This is a genomic window from Streptomyces sp. NPDC037054 (assembly GCF_055606745.1).
The window spans coordinates 393211-416282 of sequence record NZ_JBVJSJ010000003.1 but is presented as its reverse complement, the minus strand read 5'-3'; the positions used below and the strand labels follow the sequence as shown (position 1 = coordinate 416282).

At 71.6% G+C, this 23072-nt stretch carries 19 protein-coding genes; 15 read left to right on the top strand and 4 right to left on the bottom strand.

The window, feature by feature from the left end; translation table 11 throughout:
* Positions 1 to 36 precede the first annotated feature (36 nt).
* The 4 genes from ACZ7D7_RS10290 to ACZ7D7_RS10275 are packed head-to-tail and all read right to left on the bottom strand — an operon-like array spanning position 37 to position 3159.
* The gene (locus tag ACZ7D7_RS10290) at positions 37 to 843 is read right to left on the bottom strand and encodes an enoyl-CoA hydratase/isomerase family protein (protein ID WP_470823569.1); all 807 of its coding nucleotides are present in this window, start codon (positions 841 to 843) and stop codon (positions 37 to 39) included.
* Positions 840 to 2033, bottom strand: a complete 1194-nt coding sequence (locus ACZ7D7_RS10285) for a beta-ketoacyl synthase N-terminal-like domain-containing protein (RefSeq protein ID WP_470823568.1) — start codon at positions 2031 to 2033, stop codon at positions 840 to 842. The genes ACZ7D7_RS10290 and ACZ7D7_RS10285 overlap by 4 nt, the downstream gene beginning before the upstream one ends.
* On the bottom strand, positions 2030 to 2863 hold the full coding sequence (locus ACZ7D7_RS10280) for a hypothetical protein (RefSeq protein ID WP_470823567.1): 834 nt from the start codon (positions 2861 to 2863) through the stop codon (positions 2030 to 2032). Before ACZ7D7_RS10280 ends, ACZ7D7_RS10285 begins: the two co-directional genes overlap by 4 nt.
* Before the next feature lie 47 nt (positions 2864 to 2910).
* Positions 2911 to 3159, bottom strand: coding sequence for an acyl carrier protein (locus ACZ7D7_RS10275; RefSeq protein ID WP_470823566.1), 249 nt, complete (start codon positions 3157 to 3159; stop codon positions 2911 to 2913).
* A gap of 351 nt (positions 3160 to 3510) precedes the next feature.
* On the opposite strand from ACZ7D7_RS10275, the gene ACZ7D7_RS10270 reads away from it, so the two are divergent.
* From ACZ7D7_RS10270 to ACZ7D7_RS10200, 15 genes are all read left to right on the top strand, one after another.
* A complete protein-coding gene (locus ACZ7D7_RS10270; RefSeq protein WP_470823565.1) occupies positions 3511 to 4281 on the top strand; it encodes a 2OG-Fe dioxygenase family protein in 771 nt (256 codons plus the stop codon).
* A gap of 21 nt (positions 4282 to 4302) precedes the next feature.
* Positions 4303 to 5400, top strand: a complete 1098-nt coding sequence (locus ACZ7D7_RS10265; RefSeq protein ID WP_470823564.1) for a class-II aminoacyl-tRNA synthetase family protein — start codon at positions 4303 to 4305, stop codon at positions 5398 to 5400.
* A 21-nt stretch (positions 5401 to 5421) separates the two neighbouring features.
* A complete protein-coding gene (locus ACZ7D7_RS10260) occupies positions 5422 to 5673 on the top strand; it encodes a hypothetical protein (RefSeq protein ID WP_470823563.1) in 252 nt (83 codons plus the stop codon).
* Positions 5674 to 5734: 61 nt separating this feature from the next.
* Positions 5735 to 7141, top strand: coding sequence for an MATE family efflux transporter (locus ACZ7D7_RS10255; protein ID WP_470823562.1), 1407 nt, complete (start codon positions 5735 to 5737; stop codon positions 7139 to 7141).
* 31 nt (positions 7142 to 7172) lie between these two features.
* A complete protein-coding gene (locus ACZ7D7_RS10250; protein WP_470823561.1) occupies positions 7173 to 8396 on the top strand; it encodes an ATP-grasp domain-containing protein in 1224 nt (407 codons plus the stop codon).
* Positions 8393 to 9667: an aspartate aminotransferase family protein gene (locus tag ACZ7D7_RS10245; protein WP_470823560.1), complete on the top strand. Its 1275-nt coding sequence runs from the start codon at positions 8393 to 8395 to the stop codon at positions 9665 to 9667. Before ACZ7D7_RS10250 ends, ACZ7D7_RS10245 begins: the two co-directional genes overlap by 4 nt.
* Positions 9668 to 9767: 100 nt before the next feature.
* Positions 9768 to 13652 carry a non-ribosomal peptide synthetase gene (locus tag ACZ7D7_RS10240; RefSeq protein ID WP_470823559.1) on the top strand — a complete coding sequence of 1295 codons (3885 nt, stop codon included), beginning with the start codon at positions 9768 to 9770 and terminating at the stop codon, positions 13650 to 13652.
* Between the two features lie 97 nt (positions 13653 to 13749).
* Positions 13750 to 14529 carry a 4'-phosphopantetheinyl transferase family protein gene (locus tag ACZ7D7_RS10235; RefSeq protein WP_470823558.1) on the top strand — a complete coding sequence of 260 codons (780 nt, stop codon included), beginning with the start codon at positions 13750 to 13752 and terminating at the stop codon, positions 14527 to 14529.
* Positions 14526 to 15365 carry a dimethylargininase gene (gene ddaH, locus ACZ7D7_RS10230; RefSeq protein WP_470823557.1) on the top strand — a complete coding sequence of 280 codons (840 nt, stop codon included), beginning with the start codon at positions 14526 to 14528 and terminating at the stop codon, positions 15363 to 15365. The genes ACZ7D7_RS10235 and ddaH overlap by 4 nt, the downstream gene beginning before the upstream one ends.
* A 5-nt stretch (positions 15366 to 15370) precedes the next feature.
* The gene (locus tag ACZ7D7_RS10225) at positions 15371 to 16369 is read left to right on the top strand and encodes a hypothetical protein (protein WP_470823556.1); all 999 of its coding nucleotides are present in this window, start codon (positions 15371 to 15373) and stop codon (positions 16367 to 16369) included.
* A gap of 172 nt (positions 16370 to 16541) precedes the next feature.
* Entirely contained in the window at positions 16542 to 17999 is a 1458-nt protein-coding gene (locus ACZ7D7_RS10220; protein ID WP_470823555.1) for a Gfo/Idh/MocA family protein, read from the top strand.
* 245 nt (positions 18000 to 18244) lie between these two features.
* Entirely contained in the window at positions 18245 to 18766 is a 522-nt protein-coding gene (locus ACZ7D7_RS10215) for a hypothetical protein (protein WP_470823554.1), read from the top strand.
* Positions 18767 to 18987: 221 nt separating this feature from the next.
* Positions 18988 to 20403: a family 2B encapsulin nanocompartment shell protein gene (locus tag ACZ7D7_RS10210; protein WP_470823553.1), complete on the top strand. Its 1416-nt coding sequence runs from the start codon at positions 18988 to 18990 to the stop codon at positions 20401 to 20403.
* A gap of 225 nt (positions 20404 to 20628) precedes the next feature.
* Entirely contained in the window at positions 20629 to 22107 is a 1479-nt protein-coding gene (locus ACZ7D7_RS10205) for a family 2 encapsulin nanocompartment cargo protein terpene cyclase (RefSeq protein ID WP_470823552.1), read from the top strand.
* A 16-nt stretch (positions 22108 to 22123) separates the two neighbouring features.
* A complete protein-coding gene (locus ACZ7D7_RS10200; protein ID WP_470823551.1) occupies positions 22124 to 22999 on the top strand; it encodes a geranyl diphosphate 2-C-methyltransferase in 876 nt (291 codons plus the stop codon).
* Positions 23000 to 23072: the final 73 nt, after the last annotated feature.

Below are 23072 nucleotides of genomic sequence, written 5' to 3'. Positions count from 1 at the left end.
GCGGCCGGTTCGCCTCGCCGTCGGACGACGGCGCGATCAGCACCCCGCGTACTCCGTCCCGTGCTCCGGCCCCTCCGTCAGGAACGCCTCGACCGCGCGACGGTGGTCCGTGGTGCGGGTCACCTCGGCGGCGATGCCGGGCAGGGCGGTGTCCGCCGCCGTGACGCCGCCGGCCAGGTAGTGCCGGACGACGCTCTTGGTGGCCTCGTGGGCGCGGGTGGGGCCGGTGGCGAGGCGCATCGCGTAGGCGTGGGCGTCCGTGTCGAAGGACGCCGGCGGGAAGAGCGCGTTGACGGCGCCCCACTCGGCGAGGACGGACCCGCGGTACAGGTCGCCGGTCATGACGAGTTCCCGGGCGCGGGACGGGCCGACGCGCTGGGCCAGCCGCTGGGTGCCGCCCATCGCCGGGGTGAACGCGATCTTCCGCTCGACGAGTCCGAACCTGGCCTGCGGTGCGGCGACCACGAGGTCGCAGGCCAGGGCCAGTTCGAAGGCGGCGGTCAGGGTGAGCGAGTGGGCGGCGAACACGGTGGGGCAGGGCAGCGCCTCCAGGGCCTGCGTGATGCCCAGTTGCGCGCGCCAGAAGGACTCGGCCTCGGCCGCGTCCAGTTCGGCGAAGACCCGTACGTCGACGCCCGCGCTGACGACCGAGCCCTCGGCCCGGACGAGGAGGGCGCGGGGGGTGTGGTCCGTCAGCCAGGCCACCGCGTCCGCCCACGCCTGCCACATGGACTCGTCGAACAGGTTCAGCGGCGGGCTGTCCATGGTGAGGACGGTGAGCGGGCCGTCGGAGGTGAGGCGCAGCACGGCCTTCTCGCCGACGAGGGACGGCGGGAGCGTCATGACACGCTCCGGAAGATGCTGATGGCGTTGTTGCCGCCGAACCCGAAGGCGTTGTTCTGCACGTGCCGCAGGCCGGGCACGTGCAGCGGCTTGCCGGTGACGAGGTTGAGGTCGAGTTCGACGTCGTCGGCGTCGACCGCGGTCGGGGGCACCGTGCGGTGGCGCAGGGCCAGGCAGGCGGCGACGGCACCGGCGGCGCCGGCCGCGCCCATGAGGTGTCCGATGGTGCTCTTGATCGCGGTGACGGCGGCCCGCGGGTACTGCTCGGCGAAGATGCCGCCCTCGATGGTGTCGTTGGCGCGGCTGCCGGTGCCGTGGGCGAAGATCACGTCGATGTCGTCGGCCTTCAGTCCGGCCTCGTCGAGGGAGAGCCGGTGGCAGGCGGCGACGCCGTCGCGGTCGGGAGCGGTCGGGTGGCTCGCGTCGTTGCTGACGGCGGTGGCGAGCACCTCGGCGTACGGCGTGGCACCGGGGGCGAGGGCGCGCTCGGTCTGCAGGACGAACATGCCCGCGCCCTCGGACGGCGTGACGTAGCGCCGGCTCTTGGTGAAGGGCTTGCAGGGCTTGGGGCCGATGGCCTGGAGGGTGTTGAACCCGATGATGTTCTTCTCGGAGTACGGGTCGCAGCCGCCGACGACGGCGGTGTCGGCGATGCCCGCGCGCAGCATCTCCAGCGCGCAGGACAGGGCGACGTTCGCGGAGGCGCAGGTGCTCTGCAGCAGGTAGGCGGGGCCGTGGGCGCCCACGGTGCGGGCGACGCCCTGGGCGATGGAGTAGGTGGAGAAGCCTCCGGTTTCGGCGATGTCCCGCCGTCCGGCGACCACGTCCTCCAGTGCCTCGGCCTGGCCGTCGCTGCTGCCGACGCACACCACGGCGTTGCGCAGCCGGTCGTCCCCGGGGGTCAGTCCGGCGTCGCGCAGTGCCTCCAGCGCGGCGGACTCCGCGAACAGCGAGGCGGCGCGCGGGCGTTCGCGGGTGACGGCGTCGACCTGGGAGAGCGCGATGTCGCGGGCCTCGCGGGGGACGCGTCCGCCCAGGATGCCGGGCTTCATTCCCGCGTACAGCGGGGGCAGTTCCTCGAATCGGCTGCGGCCCGCGCACAGGTCGTCCCAGAAGGGCTCGACTCCGGCGCCGGCGGGCGAGATGACGCCGAGTCCGGTGATGAAGACCCTTGTCGTTCCCTGGTTCACCGGGACCTCCCGTCCGTGCTGTTCGCTTGCTGCCGGGTCACCGTCACGGTGGCGTGCCGGCCGTCCGGTGCGCGGCATTCGAGGACCGCCTGCCCGGCGGGTTCCAGGGAGTGGACCAGGTCGAGGAAGGCGCGGGTGGCGAAGGCGCTGTTGCGCTCGGCGAACGCGACGGGCTCGGCGTCGGACGCGCCGACGCGGCACACGGCGCGCACCGGGTCCGGGTGGGGCTCGTCGGCTGCGCCGAAGGCGAACTCGGCGGTGAGCTCGTCGCCCTTGTGCAGGAAGGCGTGGGCGACGCCGTCCCGGCAGGGCACGTCGGGCGCGTCGAGCAGCGCGTCCTGGACGGCCTCCGGTGCGTAGACGTCGCCGACGAGGAGCCGGCTGGTGGTGGAGCGCTTCTGGTCCAGGGCCGACAGCGCCTGCCACAGGGCCACGACCGGGGTGAGCGCGCCGGCGTTGACCGTCATGTTGCGTCCGGTCGCGCCGATGCGGAGGTTGACGAACGCCGACGCCGAACTGGACGTGGCGTTGGGGAAGTACTGGGCGGACAGCAGCTTCCCCTTCTCCTCCGCGGCACGTTGCAGGCGGGCCAGCGCGGCGGTGTTGCCGTACTCGGTGCCGATCACGACAGTGTCGTCGGTGCGTTCCTCGGGGGTGTCCGCCGAGCCGAGGGCGAGATAGAGGCAGACGCGGGTGAACGGGTCGCGGAACTGGTCGCCGGCGGTGCCGATCACGTCGGGCAGGTCGGGCGGCAGGCCGCCGTGTTCGTCCTGGCCGTCCGCCGGCCCGGGCGCGCACAGGGCGACCGGGCCAAGGGTGAACTCAAACAACACACTTCTCCGTGGCGCTGGAATGCGGGTGGGCGGGGGCGCGGGTTTCACGCCCCGATCTGCTCGCCCACCTGGCGCTGGAGGTCTCCGACCGTGACGAGGTCACGGGAGAATTCATCCCCGAGTTCGATGTCGAGCACCGCCTCGACCTGCACGACGACGTCGATCAGCTTGAGTGAGTCGATGTTGAGATCGGCCTTGAGGTCCTGTTCCGCCGAGATCTCGAACGACTCCGGAAGTTCGGCGATCTGCTTGAGGACTTCGCAAATGCGCTCGTCGACGAGGCTGTTCGACACTCTTCCCCCAATGTGTTTAAGGCTGCCTTTCGAGCACGGATCGAATCACGGAGCGGGCGGCCATGTCAACGAAACATCGAGGGAACTCTCCGGAAGCAGGATGTCGGGAACGCCTGCGTTGCGACACCACAGTGACGGCCGAAAATCGCCCTCAAATCCCGCCCTGGCAGGCATCTTTCAGCCATCCACGGGAATGCCTCACGCATTTTCGGCCAACATAGGCACCTTTTCTCGCCGGTTGCAGAAACCGGCAGAAAATCTTGTGACGCTTGCCACGTTGTCGCCCCGTGCTCCATTCAACTACTCTCTGCCGGGCCGACAGATTCATTGACTCATGGGGGGAATTCTGCCGTGTCCGAAAACATTTCCACCCTCGCCCGCCAGGGATACGACCGATGGGACCTGCAGTCCCATTTCGGAATCGACGAGGAAAACGCGGACTACAAGGCACTGAGGGCGGCTTACGAAGATCTTCCCGAGGACCCGTACGCAGTCGGCTCGGGCCGATACCGCCGCTATGCGCGCGGCGTTTTCCTGCCCTGGTCCAGGGAATTCTTCTGGATGCCGGCCTCGGAAAGCCAGGCCCGCGAGGGCATGAACGGCTACTACCAGGGCGACAACAATCCCGAGTACGTCAACGTCACCCGGAACCTCCCCGCCATCAGCGACGAGGTGTGCAACAACAAGGTCCTCCTCGACCTGATCCAGTTCGACTTCTCCCAGACGCACTGGAACGAGGACGACGCGGTCTGGCCCCTCTACGTCGGGGTCCACCTCATCAAGCTGCACATCGAGGAGGACGGCTACGAGGCCGTGTCCTCCCCGAACGAGCTGCACCAGGACGGCGAGCCCTACGTCTTCGCCCACCTGATCTACCGTCACAACGCCGAGGGCGGCGGCAATCTCATCGCCACCCCGGACTACCGCGGCAAGCAGCCGGAGGACGTCCCGCCGGCGGACCGCCTCGCCGAGTTCCAGATGGAGCGCCCGCTGGAGGCGTACGCCATCACGGACCACCTCGTCAGCCACTACGTCGGCCCCATCCGCAAGGGCAGCGCCCCCGAGCCCGGCGAGCGGGCCATCCTCCTGGCCGACTGGGTCCCGATGCGTCACCGCATCTGAAAGGGCACGATGTTGAACGGCGTGCGTTACCGCCACGAGCGCCCGGTGGACGCCGGGACCGCCGACGAACTGCGCAAGGCCCTCGGGTTCTACTACGGCGACGTCACCGTGGAGTTGCTGGACAAGGGCGTCGAGGTCGTGGTGCCCGCCGGGCCGGGCGAACGCGAACTCGGCGAGATGGTCCGGCACTTCCTGCGCGGCCACCGCGAGGTGCCGGCCACGGTCGTCACCGACAACCCGGGCCGCCCCGGCCTCGCCTGCACGCTCCCCGACGACGACCGGATCGCCGTCGCCAGGGGCGCCTACCTGCACGGGCCCGACTGGACGGCGGCGATGGACCACGTGCGCCGGCTGTGCCGGGAGCGGCTGGCCGACGCCTTCGGCGCGCCCCTGCTGGCCGGATCGGCACAGATCTCCCGCGACGTGCTGGTGCGGGCGGGCTACTACCAGAAGTTCCCCAACCTGGTGAACGCGGTCGCCCGCATCCGCGACCACTACTGGGACGGCGTCACCGTCTCCCAGCTGCGGCCCGGCCAGAGCGAGGCGCTGGACTCCTTCTACACGCCGGCCGACACCGTCCTCACGCCGGTCACCTGCTACCACGTGTACGCCAACGCGGCCGAGCTCAAGGAGCGTTACGGCACGGGGACGTTCGCGATCGACGGCCCGGTCTTCCGGCACGAGTCGCACAACCACAGCGCCACCCGGCTCGGCGAGTTCAGGATGTTCGAACTCGTCCGGCTGGGCAGCGCCGAGGAGGTCGCGCACGACTACGAGCGGATGATGAAGGCGTTCACCGCGTTCTTCGCGGAGCTCGACGTGCCGCACCGCGTCGTCAGCGCCTCCGACGCGTTCTTCGGGGACGCGCCGACCATGACCCGCGAGGCCCAGCTGCTCAACAAGAGCAAGTTCGAGGTGCGGGTGCCGCTCGCCGACGGCGAACTGTCCGTGGCCAGTGTCAACGCGCACGGCGAGGTGTTCGCCGACTCGTTCGGACTGCGCGGCCTCGGCGCCGACGCCACCTGCTGCGCCGGCATCGGCCTGGACCGCCTCACCTACGCCCTGCTGTCGTACGGCCTGCTCGGCAATCGGGCCCGACCGGCCGGAACCCGCACCTGACCCATCGAGGAAATGAAACCCATGGAAGACCTGAGGAACGTCGTCGACGACCTGCTGGAGCAACTCGCGGCCGCGCGGGACGTCCCGGCCGACGCCGAACCGTCGCGGATCATCGTCAGCTCCCTCGACCAGATGCGTTTCCTGGTCGGCCTGGAGGAGCGGCTCGACGCCATGCTCGACGTCGGCGACGTGCTGCCCTTCGACCTGTCGGACCGCGACGCGCTGCTCAAGAGCGTGCACGAACTGCTGGTGGAGTCCGGGGTGGACCTGTGACCGCTGTCCGTCCGCACGCCCCGCTCCGGCGGGGCGTGCGCCCCCGCCGGGGCAACGACCGATGAGCGGTACCCGGGCCCGGCTGCTCGACCTGGACACGGTGCGCGAGGTCGTCCGCGTCTCCGTCCCGCTGATGTTCGGCATGGTCGGGAACCTGCTCCTGATGCTCGTCGACCGGATCTGCCTGGCCCGTTACTCCGAGGACGCCCTCAAGGCGTCCGGGCCCGCCGTCTTCACCGCCACCACGGTGATCATGGTGACCACGGGGGCGGTCGGCATCACCCGCTCCTACGTGGCGCAGGCCCACGGCCGCGGCGACGACCGCGACGCGATGGACGAGGGAGCCAACGGCTTCGCCCTCGGCCTGCTGCTCTCCGCGCTGCTGCTGATGTCCACCCCGCTGCTGATGTGGGTCCCGACGCTCAGCGGGCAGCCCGAGCGCATCCAGGAGCTGGAGGCGCAGTTCCTGGGCCTGTCCACGCTGTTCGGCGCCGTCATGACCCTCAACATGGCGCTGTCCTCGTACTTCAACGGCATGGGACGCACCCGCGTGCCGATGGTCGTCGGCATCGTCGGCCAGGTCGCCGGCATCGTCATGACGATCGGCCTGGTCTTCGGCCGCTTCGGGCTGCCGGAGCTGGGCATGCGGGGCTCCGCGCTCGGCACGCTCAGCGCCGTCGCCGTCATGTTCGCCGGGTACGCCGTCGCCCTGCCCAAGGGCTACGCCGCGGGCTTCGCCCGGCTCCTGCGCAAGGGCGGCCGGCAGGTCGCCGCGGTGCTGTGGCTGCGGCTGCGGCGCGGCGCGCCCGCCGGCGGCTCCCTCAGCCTGGAGGAGCTGGGCCAGACCGCGTTCGTGTGGCTGGCCGGTGTGCTCGGCTCGCTGGCGCTCGCCGCCAACAACGTCGCGCTGGCCCTCAACTACGCCGCCGTCATCCCCCTGATCGGCCTGGGCATGGGCTGCAACATCCTGTGCGGCAAGGCCGTCGGCGCCGGCCTGCACCGCAACATCCCGCACATCATGCGGGTCACCCTGACCGTCTCCGGCCTGTACGTCGCCGTGGTCGCGGCCTTCCAGATCGGCGCACCGACCCTGCTGCTGAGCCCGTTCGGTCTGGACGGGGCCGACTCCGCCGTCACCGCCCACGCGGTGGACACCTCCCGGGTGCTGTGGACGTACTCCCTCGCGTTCATGTTCTCGATGGTCGGCTCCGCCGTCCTGGAGTGCCTCGGCCTCGCGCGGTTCGGATTCGTGGCGCGGATCGTCCTGATGTGGTGCCTGTGCGTCCCCACGATCATCGCGTTCGTCCTGCTCAACCGGGACGACCCGGACATGCTGCCGGTCATGTGGGTGATCTTCTCCGCCTTCGAGGCCGTCATGGCCGCGGTCTGCCTGTGGCGCATCCGGCGGGCCGTCGCCAACCAGGAGAACCGGCTCCACTCCGACGAACGGGTCCAGCAGACCGCCTGATCCACCACCAGACGAGCACCAGACAGAGAGCGTGGCCCTTTCCGTGAACGTACTGCTCCTCGGCCGTGAGGAAGACTGCCGTGACTACCTCGACTACGCGCGCGAGCGGGGCTTCACCGTGCGGTTCTTCGACCCGCCCCAGCTCACCGGCGACGACCGGGAGACCTGGCGACGCAGCGTCGTCGACTCCGCGCGCGAAGCCGTGGACCTGAGCGGCGTCGACGACGTCATCTCCTTCCACGACAGCTACCAGATCCAGCTGGAACTGCTGCGCGGCGAACTGGGCATGCCCACCCGCGACATCGACACGCTGCTGTGCCTCGCCGACAAGACGCGGTTCAAGGCGCACCCCTCGGTCCGCGACCACATCACCCGCCACATCGAGCTCGACCCCTCGGCGAAGGCGCCCGCCGCGCTGGCCGCGGTCACCGAGGCCCTGTCCTTCCCCGTCGTGGTGAAGCCGTCGAACGGCTTCTACAGCGCGGGCGTGGTCAAGGCCGAGACGCCCGCGGACTTCCCGAAGGCGTACCTCCAGACCAAGCGGGTCTGCACGGTCCTGCGGGAGGGCTCGGGCCAGTCCCGGATGCTGGCCGAGGAGTACCTCGACGGCAACGAGTACGCCATCGACGGCATCGTCAGCGACGGCCGGATCGTCCCCCTCCAGATCCACCGCAAGCTGCCACCGCTGGTGGGCCCCCTCTTCCACGAAGTGGCCTATCTGACCGAGCCGTTCGACGCGGAGCTGGGCCGCGACTTCACCGCCCTGCTGGAGAGCGTCGTGCCGGGCGTCGGCCTGGACAACTCGCCCTTCCACGCGGAGTTCCGCTTCGACGGCCGGGGCCGGCTGCGCATCCTCGAACTCGCGCCCCGCCTGTGCGGCGGCGGCACCACCACCTACCAGCAACTGCGCATCTGCACCGGCCTGGACGCCTACGACCTGCTGCACCGGCTGGGCCGGGAGAGCCTGTCCCCCGAGCCGCTGCACCACCGGGTGGCCCTGGAGTACGACGCGCCCATCGAGCGCAGCGGCTTCCTGAAGAACACCGGCCGGGCGGTCGAGGTGTGCCGCAAGAACGACGTCACCACCGTGCATCTGCACCGCCAGGACGGCCAGTTCGTGCTCGCCCCGCCGCTCAACTTCGAGACGGTGCTGACCGCCTACTTCGCCCGCGACACCCGCGAAGAGGCCGAGGCCCTGCTGGATGTCCTGATGACCGACTGCACGATCGACACCGAAACGGAAAAATCCTCATGAGGCCGGAAATCAAGCGCGCCCAGCACACCATCCCCATCGGCGCCAGCTCGCCGCTGCGCGCCTGCCGCAACGTGGAGAGCGACCCGCTCGTCGTCGCCGAGTCGCACGGCCAGTACCTCCACGACATCGACGGCACCCGGTACGTCGACTTCATGTACGGGTTCGGGCCGCTGATCCTCGGTCACGCGCCGGAGGCCGTCAGCTCCGCGATAGCCCGCCAGGCGGCCAACGGCACGCTGTTCGGCACGTACTGCACGCAGGAGATCGAGCTCGCCGAGCGCATCACGGCGACCGCCGACCACCTCGACCAGCTGCGTTTCGTGTGCAGCGGCACCGAAGCCGTGATGTCCACCCTGCGGCTGGCCCGCGCCTACACGGGGCGCACCGGAGTGCTGCGCTTCAACGGCGGCTACCACGGCCACTTCGACCTGGTGCAGAACAAGGACGAGACGCGCATGCGCGAGGCGGGGCTCGACCCGGCCGCCATGCGCTCCAACGTGTTCGCGGAGTACAACGACACCGCGAGCGTGGAGCGGGCGTTCGCCGAGCGCCCCGGCGAGATCGGGGCCGTCGTCGTCGAGCCGGTCGCCTGCAACATGTCCCTCGTGCTGCCCGAGGACGGTTTCCTCGCCGACCTGCGGCGCATCTGCGACCGCGAGGGCGCGGTGCTCGTCTTCGACGAGGTCATCACCGGCTTCCGGCTCACTTACGGCCCCGCGAGCAACCTGCTCGGCGTCGCTCCCGACCTCACCGCCTTCGGCAAGATCATCGGTGGTGGCACGCCCGTCGGCGCGTTCGGCGGACGGCGCGACATCATGCGGCTGCTCGACGAGGAGCGGGTCCTCCAGGGCGGCACCCTGTCCGGCAACCCGCTGACCATGGCGGCCGGCCTCGCCACCCTCGACGTGCTGGCGGCTCCCGGTTTCTACGAGGAGCTGGAGCGCAAGGGCGCGCTGCTGGAGGCCGCCGTAAAGCGCCACAGGGACGCGAAGGGGCTCGACTTCACCTTCACCCGGACCGGCAGCATCTTCGCGTTCATCTTCGTCCCGCAGGGTTCGCCGATCCGCGTCAAGGCCGACGTCGCCGCGCAGGCGCACTCGCCGTACACGACGCTGTACCGGGGCATGCGCGAAGCCGGTTACCACCTGGCTCCGGACATCGAGGAGCCGATGTACGTGTCCGCCGCGACGACGGACGAGACGCTGGAGGACTTCGCGGCCCGCGCGGCCGAGATCCTCGCCACGGACCCGAACACGCCCCGCCGGGCGTAGTCCGACCGCGGGCCGTGCCTCCCGGAGCGCGGCCCGCACCGCACCGCCCGGACCCCCGCGCTCACCGCACCGCTGCCCGCCCCTGCCGACGGGACTTCCCATGACCCACGAGGCCAGCTGCCTCCCCCTGCTCCCCGCCCAGGAGAGCGTGCTGTTCGCCGAGACGGCGCACGGCCGGCCCGGCACCCACAACCTCGCCCTGGCGCTCCGGCTCACCGGACCGCTCGACCGCGGCGCCCTCGAGGCCGCGCTCGTCGAACTGACCGCGCGGCACGAGGCGCTGCGGGTGGGCATCGTCGAGCGCGAGGGCGTCGCGGCGCAGGTGATCAGCGACGCCGTGACCGTCACCGTCGAGGACGTCGACCTCGCCGCCTCGGGCCAGGACGTCACCGACGCCGTCCTCGGCCGGCGCTTCACCGAGGCGCAGGACCGGCCGTTCCGCCTCGACCGGGCGCCGCTCCTGCGGGCCACCCTGTACCGGCTCGGCGAGCAGCGGCACGTACTCCTGCTCGTGCTGCACCACAGTGTCGCCGACGGTCACTCCCTGGAGGTCCTCGCGCGCGAGTTCGAGGCGCTGTACCGGGCGTGCGCCGAGGGCCGGCCGAGCCCGCTCGCGCCGCCCGCCCTCCGCTACGGCGAGCACGTCGCCGCCGCGGCCGGCGGGGGCTCCGAACGCCGCCGGGCGCGGGCCCTGGACCACTGGCGCGCCGAACTCGACGGCGCCCCCGCCACCCTCGACCTGCCCATGGCCCGGCTGGGCGGCACCACGCGCCGGCACGCGGCCACGCACCGCCGTGACCTGCCCGCCCCCCTCGTGGCGCGGCTGCGCGCGCTCGCCGACGAGCACCGCGGCAGCCTGTTCTCCGTGCTGGCCGCGGGTGCCTTCGCGCTCTTCGGCCGCTACACCGGCGAGAGCGACATCGTGCTCGGCGTTCCCCTGTCCACGCGGCTGGAGGCGGGCTCCGAGGGGCTGGTCGCGCTGACGGTCAACACCATGCCGCTGCGCGCCAGGTTCGACACCGGCGAGGGTTTCCTGCCGCTGCTGCGGACCGTGCAGGGCCGCACCTTCCAGGCGCTGCGGCACCAGGGCGTGCCCTTCCACGAGCTCGTCCACGCCCTCAACCCGCCCCGCTCGGCGGGCCGGCAACCGGTGTTCCAGCTGGGCCTGAACCACCTGCGGACCAGTGCCGCTGCGGCAGCGGGGGACGGGCTGCTCGTCGAGTCGATTCCGGTCGCCAACGCGACGGCCGCCTTCGAACTGATGCTGACCTTCGAGGAGTCGGACGACGACGTCCGGGTGTTCGTCGAGTACGACACCGAGCGGTTCGACGAGGACACCGTGCGCGCCCTCGCGGACCACCTGGCCCACCTGCTGGCCGGGGTCGCCGCCGACCCCGGACTCCCGCTCACGGACGTCGAGTTGATGGACGACGCGGAACGACAGCGGGTTTTGCACCACTGGAACGACACCGGCGCGCCGCTCACCGACGACACCGTCGTCTCCCTGTTCGCCCGGCAGGCCGCCCGGCGGGGCGACGCCACCGCCGTCGTGTGCCGCGGCGAGAGCCTCACCTACCGTGACCTGGACCGGCGTTCGGCCCGTCTGGCGCGGCTGCTCGCCGAGCGCGGTGCGGGCCCCGGCTCGTTCGTGGGCATCTCGCTGCACCGCTCCCCCGCCGTCGTCGTCGCCGTGCTCGCCGTGCTCAAGGCGGGTGCCGCCTACGTGCCGCTCGACCCGGTCTACCCGGCGCAGCGGCTGGCGTTCATGGTGGAGGACGCCGCCCCCGCCCTGGTGGTCACCGAGTCGTCCGCCGTGGCCGGGCTCCCGGCCGGGTCCGGCGCGCCGTCGGTGCTCCTGCTGGACGACGCCGCGGTCGCGGCCGTCCTGGACTCGCCGGACGACGGCACGTTCCGGCGGGAGGTGACCGCGGACCACACGGCGTACGTCATCTTCACCTCCGGTTCCACCGGGCGGCCCAAGGGCGTGCCCGTCACGCACCGCAACGTCGTCAACCTCGCCGCGTGGGCGGGGGAGGCCTTCGGTGCCGGCCTCGACCGGGTGCTCGCCGCGACCTCCCTCAACTTCGACGTGTCCGTGTTCGAGATCCTCGGACCGCTCCTCAACGGCGGCTCCATCGAGATCGTCCGCGACCTTCTGGAGATCGGCGAGCGCGGCGCGTGGCGGGGCACGCTCGTCAGCGGCGTCCCCTCGGTCCTGGCCCGGCTGATCACCGACAGCGCCCCCGACCTGCGCGCCGACTACCTCGTTCTCGCGGGCGAGGCACTGTCCGCTCAGGTCGCCGCGCGGCTGCGTGCCGCCGTGCCGGGGGCCCGGCTGGTCAACGCGTACGGACCGACCGAGACGACCGTGTACGCCAGCGCCTCCACCAGCGGCCGCCACGGCGAGGGCACGGCCGAGGAGGACACGCCGCCCATCGGCCGCCCGCTGCGCAACACCCGGCTGTACGTCCTGGACGACCGGATGCGGCCGGTGCCCGTCGGCGTGCCCGGCGAGTTGTACATCGCGGGCGCCGGCGTCGCCCAGGGCTATCTGCACCGCCCGGAACTCACCGAGTCCCGCTTCGTGACCGACCCCTTCGGGCCGCCCGGCGCGCGCATGTACCGCTCCGGGGACGTGGTGCTGCGCCGCCCCGACGGGCAGCTGAGGTACGTCGGCCGCTCCGACGACCAGGTCAAGCTGCGCGGGTTCCGCATCGAGCCCAGCGAGGTCGAGGCGGTCCTCGCCGAGCAGCCGGAGGTGGCGCAGGCCGTCGTCGTCCTGCACGAGGACGGGCACGGCGAACGCCGGCTCGTCGGCTACGTCACTCCCGCACGGGGCGCGGTGCCCGACCCGGCGCGGCTGCGCGCCGCCGCCGCCCGCCTGCTGCCCGAGTACATGGTTCCGGCGGCCGTCGTGCCCCTGGACGTGCTGCCGCTGTCGCCCAGCGGCAAGCTGGACCGGGGCCGGCTCCCCGCCCCCGGCTTCGGCACCTCCGAGGGCCGGGCGCCGGGCACGCCCGACGAGATCGCCCTCGCGGCGTTGTTCGCCGAGGCGCTCGGCCTGGACCGGGTGTCGGCCACCGACAGTTTCTTCGACCTCGGCGGGCACTCGCTCATGGCGATCCGGCTCGTCGGCCGCGTCTGCGCGAAGCTGCGCGCCGAGGTGACCGTCCGCGATCTGTTCGAGACGCCGACCGTCGAAGGGCTGGCGCAGCGGCTGCGCCGGGACGGTGCCGCGTCCGGGAGTATCCCGGCCGACGACTTCGCCGTCCTGCTGCCGCTGCGCACCCGGGGCGACAGGCCCCCGCTGTTCTGCTTCCACCCCGGATTCGGGCTCAGCTGGAGCTACGCCGCCCTGATGCGCAGGCTCGACGCCGACCAGCCGGTGTACGCGCTGCAGGCGCGCGGTGTCGCCTCGGACGACGAACTGCCCGGTTCCTACGAGGAGTTGCTCGACGACTATCTGCGGCACATCCGTGCGGTCCGCCCGCACGGACCGTACCGGCTGCTCGGCTGGTCCTTCGGCGGTCTGGTCGCCCACTCGCTGGCCACCCGGCTCCAGGCCGAGGGCGACGAGGTCGAACTGCTCGCGATGCTGGACACGGTGATGGTCGGCACCGACGAGGAGCTGGAGCCGGAGGAGATGCGGCGGCTCATCGAGGCGGAGATCGCCGACGTGCGCCAGGTCGTCCCCGACGCGGGCCGGCTGCTGACGGTCGTGGAGAACCTGATCCGGCTGCGCGCCCAGTTCCGTCCCGCCCGGTTCCGGGGCGACGTGCTGCACTTCGTCGCCGCGCTCGAACCGGACCGGCCCCATTCGGTAAGCGAGCCGTGGGTGCCGTATGTCGAGGGCGAGTTGGTGGAGCACCGGATCGCCTGCGCCCACCTGGCCATGATGAAGGCCGGTCCCGCCCGTGAGATCGGCGACCTGCTGGGCAAGGCGCTGCACGCGCTCGACCCGGCGGCGCCGCGCGGCAGCCGCTAGCCCGCGCCCGCCCGACGGCACTGCCCCGAGGGCGGACGGTGCTGCTCGGCCCGCTCGCCCCGGCCCTCTCGCTCCACTGCTCTGAACGGAGATGAACGTGCCCCGTACCGCCCTGGTCCTCGGTGGCGACCGCGGCATCGGCCTGGCCCGGCGCGGGCCTTCGGGGCCGGTCGCCGGTCCGCTCGTCATGGTCCGTGCGACGGCCGACGTCCTGCCGCTCGTGGACGAGGTCGGGCTCGCCCCGTACGAGCGGGCGCGGGCCGCGCGGCTGCCCGCCGGTCCCCGCCGTGACGACTTCCTGGCCGCGCACGTCCTGGCGCGGCTGTGCGCGGCGCGGGTGACCGGCGCGCCACCGGACTCCCTGACGCTGGGACAGACCTGCGGCGACTGCGGCGGCGAGGACCACGGCAGGCCCTACCTGCCCGGCCGTCCCGGTATCGGCGTCAGCCTCTCCCACGCCGCGGGCTTCGTCGCCGCGGCGGCGGGCCCGGGCCCGGTCGGTGTGGACGTGGAGGACGCCTCGGCGGCCGTGTTCGACCCGCGGATCGCCGCCCGAACCCTGGCCCCGGCCGAACTCGCGGCGGTGCACGGCGACCCGGACCCGGCCCGGGCCTTCCTGCGCCTGTGGGTGCGCAAGGAGGCCCTGGTGAAGGTGGGGGTCACGACGCTCGGGCGCCTGCGCGAACTCGACCTCACGGACCCGCGGGCGGCGCCCGGCTGGCGGTTCCTCGACCTCAGCGGCGCGGACGGCCGCCTCGTGGCCACCGCCGTCTCCCGCGCCGCGCCCGCGCACAGCGGTGATGCCGCGCCCGCAGACAGCGGCGATGAAGACCTCAGCACGTCTCGTTTCCCCTACTCAGGAGAGCAGCACCCATGACTGGGACCCAGTCCGTCACACAGCACAGGACCCGCACGGCGACCCCGCGCCGGCTCCTGATGTGCCCCCCGAGTCATTTCGACGTCACCTATTCCATCAACCCGTGGATGCACCCGGGCAAGCCCGTGGACGGCGGGCTCGCCCTGCGCCAGTGGGAGGGGCTGCGCGCCCTGTACCGGGAGCTGGGCCACACCGTGCTGGACATCGCGCCGGTGCCCGGGCTGCCCGACATGGTCTTCGCCGCCAACGGCGCCACCGTCGTCGACGGCAAGGTGCTCGGCGCCCGCTTCCGGCACGTCGAGCGCACCGCGGAGGGCCCCGCCTATCTGGAGTGGTTCCGGCGGCAGGGTTTCGAGGAGCTGCACTGGCCGGAACACATCAACGAGGGCGAGGGCGACTACCTGGTCGTGGGCCGGCGGCTGCTCGCCGGCACCGGCTTCCGCACCGACCAGCGGTCGCACTTCGAGGCCCAGGAGTTCTTCGGGCTGCCCGTGACCAGTCTGCGGCTGGTGAACCCGTCGTACTACCACCTGGACACGGCGCTGTCGGTGCTGTCCGACGACGAGGTGGCGTACTACCCGCAGGCGTTCTCCGAGGGCAGCCGGGCCGTGCTGCGCGAGATGTTCCCGGACGCGATCCTGGCGAGCGACGAGGACGCGGCGGTGTTCGGCCTGAACATGTTCTCCGACGGCCGGCACGTGCTGCTGCCCAAGGCGGCCACGGGGCTCGCGCGGCAGCTCGCCGAGCGGGGCTTCGAGCCGATCGGAGTGGACCTGACCGAACTTCTCAAGGCCGGCGGCAGCGTGAAGTGCTGCACGCTCGAACTGCGGGGCTGACACCGATGCAGAGTCACATCGTCGAGCGGTACGACGGCACCGCCGTCAACTGTCTGACCGGAAGCTACTCGGTCCTCGCCTCCCTCGCCGGCCGCCCGGTCGGGGAACAGGCCGTCTTCGAGCGGGGCGACGGCTACCTGTTCCAGGCGGGCCTGGACGAGTCGGGCTACCCGGAGTACATCTTCCCGGTCGAGGAGGCCGGCGCGCTGGGCATGGAGCGGTCGGGCTTCACGGTGCACAAGGAGCCCATCGACTTCGACGCCATGGGCGCGCAGCTCGCCGCGCTTGTTCAGCGGCACCGGGCGGTCGTCGTGTGGGTCAACACGGCTCACCTCAACTACGCCGACGTGTACCGCGACAACGCGCCCTACCTGCACGCGGTCGTCGTCGACACCGTCGCCGCCGACCACGGCCATGTCGAGGTCCACGACACCCTCGTGGTCGACCTGAAGCCGTTCAGCTGCCGCGCCGTGGTCACGCTCGCCGACCTGGCCCGGTCGGCCTCCGACCGGATCAAGAGCGAGGCCCACGACGCGATGGGCTTCTTCTACGCCGTGTCGCCTCCCGACGCGTCTCGGTCCGGGGCCGGGGAGTTGAGCGGCGCCCTGACGCGCCAGTCGGAGCGCTTCTTCGCCGAGGCCCGATTCCGCGAGGCGATCCGCCGCTACCAGGCCCTGTGCGAGGAGTGTTTCGCCGGCCCGCCCGAGCGCGCCGCCCACGGCGCCCGCCGTCTCTTCCACCACGCCTCGGTCCTGTACGCGGTCCCCAGCCTCACACTCATGGCCCGCTCCCTGGAGGCCGCAGGCGCCTCGCGGGCGACCCTCGACCTGCACGAGGCCGCGATGCGGCACTGGGAGGCGATGGGCGTACTCGCCCTGCGCTACGAAGCGACGTCCTCCCCTTCGGTCCTGACCCGCATCACCCGCCGTTTCGACCAGTTGGAGGAGACGACGGTGGAGCTGTGGAGGTCCATGGCGAACGATGGCGGGCCGGACAGGAGCTGAGGTCAAGGGCCGGGGGACCGGCGGCTCGGCGGGGACCGCGCACTCAACGTGTCACCAGATGCTTGTTTTTGATTCTTCACACCTCTCAATGAGCAACTATTGACACCCAGTTGCCGGATCGTCAGAGTCGTTGCGCAGGAGCTGCCGGTCACTCACGAGGAGCGTCGTACGCATGCCCGAGATCCCCGAAGTCTCCCGTCGTTCCGTCATGGGCGGAGCCCTGGTCACCGGCGCGTCCCTGGCCGGGCTCGCCGGTGCCTCCCCCGCCGCCGCGACCCCCACGGCCCCCGCCTCGTCCTCGCGCCCGCCCGAGGGCGACCGCGATCCGAGCCGCCGCAGCGGGCAGAAGTCGATGATCAACGTCGCCTTCGATCCCCACCCGACGGTACGCGTCGGCATGATCGGACTGGGCAACCGCGGATCAGGAATGAGCAGCGGCTGGTCCGCGGTTCCCGGCTGCACGGTCACCGCGGTCTGCGACATCCGCGCCGACCGCGCCAGGCGCACCGCCGACCGGCTGGTCTCCCTGGGCAAACCGCGGCCCGCCGAGTACGGAGGCAGCGCCACCGCCTACGAGCGGATGCTGCGCCGCGACGACATCGACCTCGTCTACATCGCCACCCCGTGGGAGTTCCACTACGAGCAGGGCAGAGCCGCGCTGCTCGCGGGCAAGCACGTCGTCGTCGAACTGCCCGTCGCCACCGAGCTGGACGAGCTGTGGGACCTCGTCGACACCTGCGAACGCACCCGCAGACACCTGATGCTCGCCGAGAACTGCAGCTACGGCCGCAACGAGCTGGCCATGCTGAAAATGGCGCACGACGGGCTGTTCGGGGACATCACCAACGGGCACGGCGGCTACCTGCACGACCTGCGCGCCCTGCTGTTCTCCGACACCTACTACACCGACGCGTGGCGACGGCTCTGGCACACCCGCAGCATCGCGTCGTTCTACCCGATGCACGGTCTCGCCCCCATCGCCGCCGCCATGGACATCAACCGCGGCGACCGCATGACGACGCTGCGGGCCACGGCCACGGAGCCCAGGGGCCTCGCGGACTACCGTGCGCGCTTCGTCGACAGGTCCCACCCGTCCTGGAAGGAGACCTACGTCAACGGCGATCTGATCACCTGTCTCATCGACACGGACAAGGGCCGGGTGATCCGCGCCGAGCACGACGTCAGCTCGCCCCGCCCGTACAGCCGGATCAACACCCTCGCCGGAACCCGCGGCATCCTCGAGGACTACGCCGGGACGTCCTCCACCGGCGCGCGCGTCTACGTCGAGCCCGATCACACCAAGCACGCCTGGGCCGACTTCGCCTCGTACCGCAAGGAGTTCGACCACTGGCTCTGGACGAAGATCGGTGACGACGCGGCCAACAACGGCGGTCACGGCGGCATGGACTACATCCTGCAGTGGCGCACAGTGCAGCTCATGCGCGCGGGGCTCGTCCCGGACATCGACGTGTACGACTCCGCCGCCTGGTGCTCCCCCATTCCGCTGAGCGTCAAGTCCCTCACCGCGGGCGGCAGTCCGGTCGCCGTTCCCGACTTCACGCGCGGCGCCTGGGTCAACCGGCGCCCGGGCCTCGACTCGCGCCCCTCCGAGATGCCCCCGGTCGGCTGACGTCAGGAGCACGCGACGGCGCACGTCTGCATATATCTGCCCCCTCCGTGCGCTGGCGCTCGCTCCATGCGGTGAACGGCCCGCGCCCCCTCTGGTCATGGTCCCGCGCGGGCCGTTGCATGGGGCATCCCCCGCCCCCTCGCACCTGTTCGGCGGACCGGCCGACACGATCCTGCGATCCGATCCGGCCAGTCGGCCCGTGCCTGCCGCGCCAGGGGGCGCAGACGTCACACAGGAGGTCCGCGATGCCACTGACTCAATGGGTGAACGCGACGGAGTGGCTGGCCGCCGCCGCACGGAACCCGCGCTCCTGCAAGAACGACTGGCAGAACGGCAGCACGGGCGTCCATCTCCTGGCCGCCGGGCGGTTCTGGGACGTGCTGATCGTCCCGGCCTGCCTCGGGCTGCGGACGGCCGACATCCTCGCCGGTCTCCCCCGCCTCGACCCCGGTCCCGCCCTCCTCGACAGCAGGAGCCAACACGTCGGCTTCTTCCTGCCGCCCGCCCCCGGGACCGTGTGGATCGGGCGCGACGTCCGCTACGTCACCGAGGGCGGCTGGATCGCCGCTCCCGCCCCGCACTGCCGCTGGGGCGACCTCCGCTGGCTCTCCCCGCCCGACGGCAGCGGCACCCTCAACTCACCGGCGGCGATGGAACTCGCGCTGCAGCAGGCCCTGCGCGAACTGGCCCGTGCCCACGGCACCTTACGTCACCGCCACGCACCCCACCGCAGCACGGTGACGGCAAATTGGCCGGATCCTCTGTGACACGTTCGAGGTACTGCGCCTTCACGGAGCGGTGGTCGCGCCCCACGCGTCTTGGCCGCTCCGGTGAAGTGGCGCAAATGTCGCCGACGGAGCAGATAAACCGCACTCAAATGATTGTCACTGCTTCGGGGTAACCCCTCCGGGTTCTCCGGGCGTTGCGCGCCGAGTGGTCATTACTGTCCTTCGGGACCTGCACGGATCCCTAAGGAGAACTCGCCTCGATGACCGTCGACAGCAGCCCGGAAACCCAGGCCGCACCATCCGCGCCGCAGCAGTCCCTGAGTACGGCCGCCGCCCGGAACCTCGCCACCACCACCAAGTCCGCCCCGCAGATGCAGGAGATCACCTCCCGCTGGCTGCTGCGGATGCTCCCCTGGGTCGAGACGAAGGGCGGCGCGTACCGGGTCAACCGCCGGTTGCGCTACACCGTCGGCGACGGGCGCATCGACTTCGTCCAGGACGGGGCCACGGTCCGGGTCATCCCCGGTGAACTCGGCGAGCTCGCCCTGCTGCGCGGCTTCACGGACTCCGAGGTCCTCACCGCCCTCGCCGGCCGCTGCACGCAGCGCGACTTCGCGGCGGGGGACGTCCTCGTCGAGAGCGGCGCCGAGGCCGACCGGATCCACATGATCGCCCACGGCCGGGTCCGGCAGACCTCCGAGGGCAAGTACGGCGGGGAGGTCGCCATCGCGGTGCTCGCGGACGGCGACCACTTCGGGGAGAACGCCCTGCTGGACGCCGACGCCCGCTACGACTACACGGCCACCGCCGAGACGTCCGGCACCCTGCTCACGCTCTCCCGCTCCGACTTCGCCGCCGTACAGGCCTCCGCACCGAACCTCCAGGCGCACATCGAGGAGTTCAGCTCACTCGGCCGGCAGCGGCAGAACAAGCACGGCGAGGCCGAGATCCCCATGTCGGCCGGCCACGTGGGCGAGGCCGAACTGCCGGGCGCCTTCGTGGACTACGAGTTGAAGCCGCGTGAGTACGAACTCTCCGTCGCACAGACCGTGCTGAGGATCCACACCAGGGTCGCCGACCTCTACAACGGCCCGATGAACCAGACGGAGGAGCAGCTCCGGCTCACCATCGAGGCGCTGCGTGAGCGCCAGGAGCACGAACTCATCAACAACCGCGAGTTCGGCCTGCTGCACAACGCGGACTTCAAGCAGCGCATCCAGCCCCACTCCGGCCCGCCCACCCCGGACGACATGGACGAGCTGCTGTGCCGTCGGCGCGGGACCAAGCTGTTCCTCGCCCACCCGCGGACGATCGCCGCGATCGGGCGCGGCTTCAACGCCTGCGGTCTCTACCCGGACCACGTCGACCTCGGCGGCCAGTCCGTGCCGGCCTGGCGGGGGGTCCCGATCCTGCCCTGCAACAAGATCCCGATCACCAAGGAGCAGACCAGCTCCATCATCGCCATGCGTCTGGGCGAGGAGAACCAGGGCGTCATCGGCCTGCGGCAGACCGGCCTCCCGGACGAGTACGAGCCGGGCCTCTCCGTGCGGTTCATGGGCATCAGCGAGCAGGCGATCATCTCCTACCTGGTCACCACGTACTACTCCGCCGCCGTGCTCGTGCCCGACGCGCTCGGCGTGATGGAGAACGTGCAGATCGCCCGCGCGCGGGACTAGAGCCGCAGGGCCCGTTCGGCGGGCGGCCCGTGCCGGAGCCGACGCCGCGCGGGCCTCGAAGGCCACGAGCGTCGAACGGGTCACTTCCAAGACCCCCGCCAAGGCCCCAGCCAAGGCCCCGGCAGGGTCGGCGCGCGGCCGACCGGCCCAGGCGTCCGGCCCGGCCCGGCTCGTCGCCCTTCGTCGGCGCACCCGCCCCAGACCACCGCAGAGAGGAGCCACGGAATGTCCGACCCCGGACCCGTCCCGCAGCCGTCGGTGCCGGTCGTCACCGCGCCCGGCGCCGCGGCCTCCGTTCTCGCCCGGGCCCCCGCCCGCTCCGAGAACCCACCCGCACCGCACGCGGCACCGGCGGAGCCACCGTCGGCAACGGCACCACCTGACGGGCCGGACGCGCTGTCCGTGCCGTCGCCCCCCGGCCTGCCGGCCGCCCCGCATCCGCCGATCACCCCGCCCTCGCGGCCCGCCCCGTCCACCCCGCCCACTCCGCCCACGCCGAGCGCTCCGGCCGCGGCCGTCGCCGACGCCGCCGTGCAGCGGGTCCTGCGCGGACCGGCCGGCCTGGGCACGGCGTCCCTCTCCCTGGCCCGCCGACTCGGTCCACCGCCGGCACCGGAGGTCACGGAACCGCCGAAGTCCTCGGAGTCCTCGGAGTCCTCGGGCCGCCCGGGTTCCCTGGATCCCCCGGTGTCCTCGGATCCCCCGCAACCCGTGCCGCCCGCCGAGGGCCGCGCCGTTCCGGGCCTCTACCACCACCCCGTTCCGGAACCCGACCCCGCACGAGTGGAGGAGGTCAGCCGACGGATCAAGCGCTGGGCCGAGGACGAGGTCCAGCTCTACCCGGAGGAGTGGGAGGGCCAGTTCGACGGGTTCTCCGTGGGGCGTTACATGGTGGCCTGCCACCCGGACGCCCCCACGGTCGACCACCTGATGCTCGCCACCCGGCTGATGGTCGCCGAGAACGCCGTCGACGACTGCTACTGCGAGGACCACGGCGGCTCACCCGTCGGTCTCGGCGGACGCCTCCTCCTCGCGCACACCGCGCTCGACCATCTCCACACCACCCCGGAGTACGCGCCGGGCTGGGCGGAGTCGCTCGGCTCGGACGCCCCGCGGCGCGCCTACCGCAGCGCCATGGACTACTTCGTCCGCGCGTCCACCCCCTCGCAGGCCGACCGCTACCGGCACGACATGGCCCGGCTCCACATGGGCTACCTGGCCGAGGCCGCGTGGGCCGAGACCGACCACCTGCCGGAGGTGTGGGAGTACCTGGCCATGCGCCAGTTCAACAACTTCCGCCCCTGTCCCACCATCACCGACACCGTGGGCGGCTACGAACTGCCCGCCGACCTGCACGCCCGGCCGGACATGCAGCGGGTCATCGCGCTCGCCGGGAACGCGACCACCATCGTCAACGACCTCTACTCGTACACCAAGGAACTCGACAGCCCGGGCCGGCACCTGAATCTCCCGGTGGTGATCGCGGAACGCGAGCAGCTCTCCGAACGGGACGCGTACCTGAAGGCGGTCGAGGTCCACAACGAACTCATGCACGCCTTCGAGGCCGCCGCGGCCGAACTGGCCGCCACCTGCCCCCTGCCCCCCGTGCTGCGCTTCCTCAAGGGCGTGGCCGCCTGGGTCGACGGCAACCACTACTGGCACCGCACCAACACCTACCGCTACAGCCTGCCCGACTTCTGGTAAGGAACGGAACACCTCTGTGACCACCGAACTCACCCCCACCTCCGCCAAGATGATCCCGGCCCCGGCGACGCCCTACCAGCGGGACATCGCCCGTTACTGGAACAGCGAGGCGAGGCCGGTGAACCTGCGCCTCGGTGACGTGGACGGGCTCTACCACCACCACTACGGCATCGGCGCCGTCGACCACGACGCGCTGGGCAACACCGCGGACAGCGCGTACGAGAAGAGGCTGATCGCCGAGCTGCACCGCCTCGAGTCGGCCCAGGCCGAGGTCCTCCTGGACCACCTCGGTCCCATCAGGAGCGACGACACCCTCGTCGACGCCGGCTGCGGGCGCGGCGGGTCGATGGTGATGGCCCACCAGCGCTTCGGCTGCAAGGTCGAGGGCGTCACCCTGTCCTCGTCGCAGGCCGAGTTCGGCAACCGGCGCGCGCGGGAACTCTGCATCGAGGACCATGTGCGCGCCCAGGTGTGCAACATGCTCGACACGCCCTTCGAGAAGGGCAGCGTCGCCGCCTCGTGGAACAACGAGTCGACCATGTACGTCGACCTGCACGACCTGTTCGCCGAGCACTCCCGCTTCCTGCGGGTCGGCGGGCGGTACGTGACGATCACGGGCTGCTGGAATCCCCGCTACGGCCAGCCGTCGAAGTGGGTCTCGCAGATCAACGCCCACTTCGAGTGCAACATCCACTCGCGCCGCGAGTACCTGCGGGCCATGGCCGACAACCGCCTCGTACCGCAGACCGTCATCGACCTCACCCCTGACACGCTGCCCTACTGGGAGCTGCGGGCGACGTCGTCCCTGGTCACGGGGATCGAGGAGGCGTTCATCGAGTCGTACCGGGACGGTTCCTTCCAGTACGTGCTGATCGCGGCCGACCGCGTCTGACGCCCGTACCGGATCCTGCCCGGGGTGCCGGTCCGTCTCCCGCGGACCGGCACCCCGGCGTCACGGTCCTCAC